Raw genomic sequence first — 3,072 nt, 5'->3', positions numbered from 1 at the left:
CCTCGCTGGCCACCACGGCAAAGCCTCGGCCTTGTTCGCCTGCGCGGGCGGCTTCTACAGCCGCGTTCAGCGCCAGGATATTGGTCTGAAAGGCAATGCCGTCGATCACGCTGATGATGTCGGCGATCTTCTTGCTGCTGTCGTTGATGCCCTTCATGGTGGTCACCACCTCGGCGACCACATCACCACCTTGCACGGCCACCGTGGATGCGCTCACCGCCAGCTGGTTGGCCTGGCGGGCGTTGTCGGCGTTGGCCTGCACGGTGGAGTTGAGCTCTTCCATCGACGCCGAGGTTTGTTCCAGCGCGCTGGCCTGCTGCTCGGTGCGGGCGCTGAGGTCGTTGTTGCCCTGCGCGATCTGGGTGCTGGCCGCGGCCACGCTGTGGGCGTTGTTGCGCACGTTGCTCACCACACGCGACAGGCTGATTTGCATGTCGTGCAGGGCGTTGAGCAGCAGGGCGATCTCGTCTTTGCCCGTCACATGCCGCGCCACCGTCAGGTCACCCCCGGCAACTGCCTGCGACACGCGCACCGCGTTGTCCAGCGGGTTCACCACCGTGCGGCTAAAGGCAATGGCCCCGCCAATGCCCAGGGCGCACACCACCAGCATCACCACGAGGCTGATGGTGGTGGCGCGCTGCGCGGCACCGGCGGCGCGCTCGGCCACTTCGGTGCTGGCCTTGGCGATCAGGCCACCGGCCTGGTCCAGCAGTTGGGAGGGCTCGCGGTCCATGCCTGCCACGGCCTTGTCGCCCACCTGCGGGTCGTGGTCGGCCGCTTTGAAAGCGTCAAAACCCTTGCGGTAGGCCGCGCCCATGCGTTCGTGCGCCTGGGCAAACTGCGCCACGCGCTCGCGACCGTCGCCCGGGGGCAAGGCGGCCACCAGCTTTTGTGCGTGGTCCTTGATGGAGGCTTCCTGCTTTTCAAATGCGCCCCAGTAGCGCGTCAACTGGGCCGGGTCCTTGCCGCGCAGCAGCACGTTTTTCCACTCTTGCACCTGCACCTTGAAGTCGTTGAGCATGCCCGACGCCAATCGCTCATGCTCAAAGCTCTGCGCCACGGTGGTCTGGTAGGTAGTGAGCGCCTGGTTCAGGCGACTGATGCCAAACAGTGCCGCCGCAAACAGCAGCAATAGCGACACAGTAAAGGCGAGGGGGAGCTTGAGGCTGAGCTTCATGGGGGAACTCCTGTGGGGTCCACAAATCGCCGCTGGGGCGGGCAAAGTCCATTCGGCCCAGCCTGACATCCCCCGTACGTTGCGGCGGTTGCCCCACTGCGCCTTTTGTCTCGGTCAACCGGTGCGTGCTGTGCGCCGCGCCGGAGAGAGTCCCGCTGCCATTATGGAGAGGGATGTAAATTTTTGTATATGAATTTTTCGCCCATGGCCGAAGGCGTGGCGGTGCTGTGTCTGCACGTTGCTGGTATCAAATTGATAGCTGCTACCGCTTTTGGGGTAAGCGCTAGTGGCCAATTTGATGCCTATATGAAGACAAAACGCGCTTGCCGACCAAGCCAAGGCCGTTCTGTGCTGGTTTGCTGGTTGGGTGGGTTTTCGGTGGGCTTGCGCCCGCGCTGGCCTGTTGGCTACAAGACCCCGTTGGCCCGCAGCGCCGCAATGCGCTCCGCATCCAGTCCCATCTCGCCCAGAACCTCGTCGGTGTGCTGGCCCAGCGCCGGTGGCGCGTTGCGCAGGACGGGCGGGTTGGCCGACAGCCGCAGCGGGCTGGCCACGCCGGTGATCTGCGCTACGCCGTCGCCAGCCTCGCCGTCTTTCCACCGCGGCAGCGTCACGGCCAGGCCGCGCGCTTTCACTTGGCGGTCGTCGAACGCCTGGGCGATGGTGTTGACAGGGCCGCAAGGCACGGCCTTGTCTTCGAGCAGGGTGATCCAGTCGGCGGTCGTGCGTGTGCGGGTCACGGCCTCCATCGCAGGGATCAGGTCGGTGCGGTGCTTCACGCGCAGCGTGTTGGTGGCAAAACGCGGGTCGGTGGCCCACTGGGGTTGATCCGCCGCCGCGCAAAAGCGCTGGAACTGCCCGTCGTTGCCAATGGCCAGCAGCATGTTGCCGTCGGCCGTCGCAAAGTCCTGGTAGGGCGCCAGGCTCGGGTGGCTGTTGCCCATGCGCTCGGGTGCCTTGCCGGTAGCGAGGAAGCCCGACGCCTGGTTGGCCAGCACGGCCATGCCCACATCGAGCAGCGCCATGTCGATGTGCTGGCCCTGGCCGGTGCCGTTGGCTGCGTTGTCGCGCACATGCAGCGCTGCCAGGATGGCGTTGCTGGCGTACAGCCCGGTGAACAGGTCGATGACCGCCACGCCCACGCGCATGGGGCCGCCGCCGGGTTGGTCGTCGGCTTGGCCGGTGATGCTCATGAGGCCCGTCATGGCCTGCACCATGAGGTCGTAGCCTGCGCGCTCGGCGTAAGGCCCGTCTTGCCCGAAGCCGGTGACCGAGCAGTAGATGAGGCGCGGGTTGAGTGCGCGCAGGCTCTCGTGGTCCAGACCATATTGCTTGAGGCCGCCGACCTTGAAGTTCTCCACCACGATGTCCGCCTCTTGCGCCATCTGCTTGATGAGGGCCTGGCCTTCGGGCGAGGCCATGTCGATGGTCACGGAGCGCTTGTTGCGGTTGCAGGCGGTGTAGTAGCTGGCCTGGTTCGTGTCGTTGCCCTCGGCATCCTTCAAAAAGGGCGGGCCCCACTGGCGCGTGTCGTCGCCCACGCCGGGGCGCTCCACCTTGACCACGTCCGCGCCCAGGTCGGCCAGCACCTGGGTGCACCAGGGGCCCGCGAGCACGCGGGAGAGGTCGAGCACCTTGATGCCCGCGAGGGCGCCTGGGGAGGAGGGGGATGTGGTCATGACGGTACTATAAATTTGATAGCTGGTAGCGCTTATCCATCAAGCGCTAGAGGCCTAAAACACTTGAAATGTGCGTAGGAGAGCCCCGTTTTATCTCCCTCTCCCCTCGCGGGAGAGGGTTGGGGAGAGGGGGGATCAGGCACAGCGCATGCGCCGCTGCCCCCGCTCCCCCCGCCCCACACCCGCGAGGGGCGCGGGGGGGTCTCACCGCCGCCC

The 3,072-nt window shown here is 65.9% G+C and carries 2 protein-coding genes; both read right to left on the bottom strand.

Annotation, left to right across the window (positions count from 1 at the left end; genetic code table 11):
* Positions 1–1,177 (bottom strand): methyl-accepting chemotaxis protein (locus ACK41V_RS23450; protein WP_409786062.1); only part of this gene is annotated, 1,177 nt, incomplete at its 3' end.
* Between the two features lie 407 nt (positions 1,178–1,584).
* A complete protein-coding gene (locus tag ACK41V_RS23445; protein ID WP_409786060.1) occupies positions 1,585–2,856 on the bottom strand; it encodes a CaiB/BaiF CoA transferase family protein in 1,272 nt (423 codons plus the stop codon).
* Between the last annotated feature and the right edge of the window lie 216 nt (positions 2,857–3,072).

Source organism: Acidovorax sp. (assembly GCF_046291265.1).
In the GTDB taxonomy this organism is placed as follows: Bacteria; Pseudomonadota; Gammaproteobacteria; order Burkholderiales; family Burkholderiaceae_C; genus Acidovorax.
The sequence above is the reverse complement of the archived record's forward strand: the minus strand, read 5'-3'. Positions and strand labels throughout refer to the sequence as shown.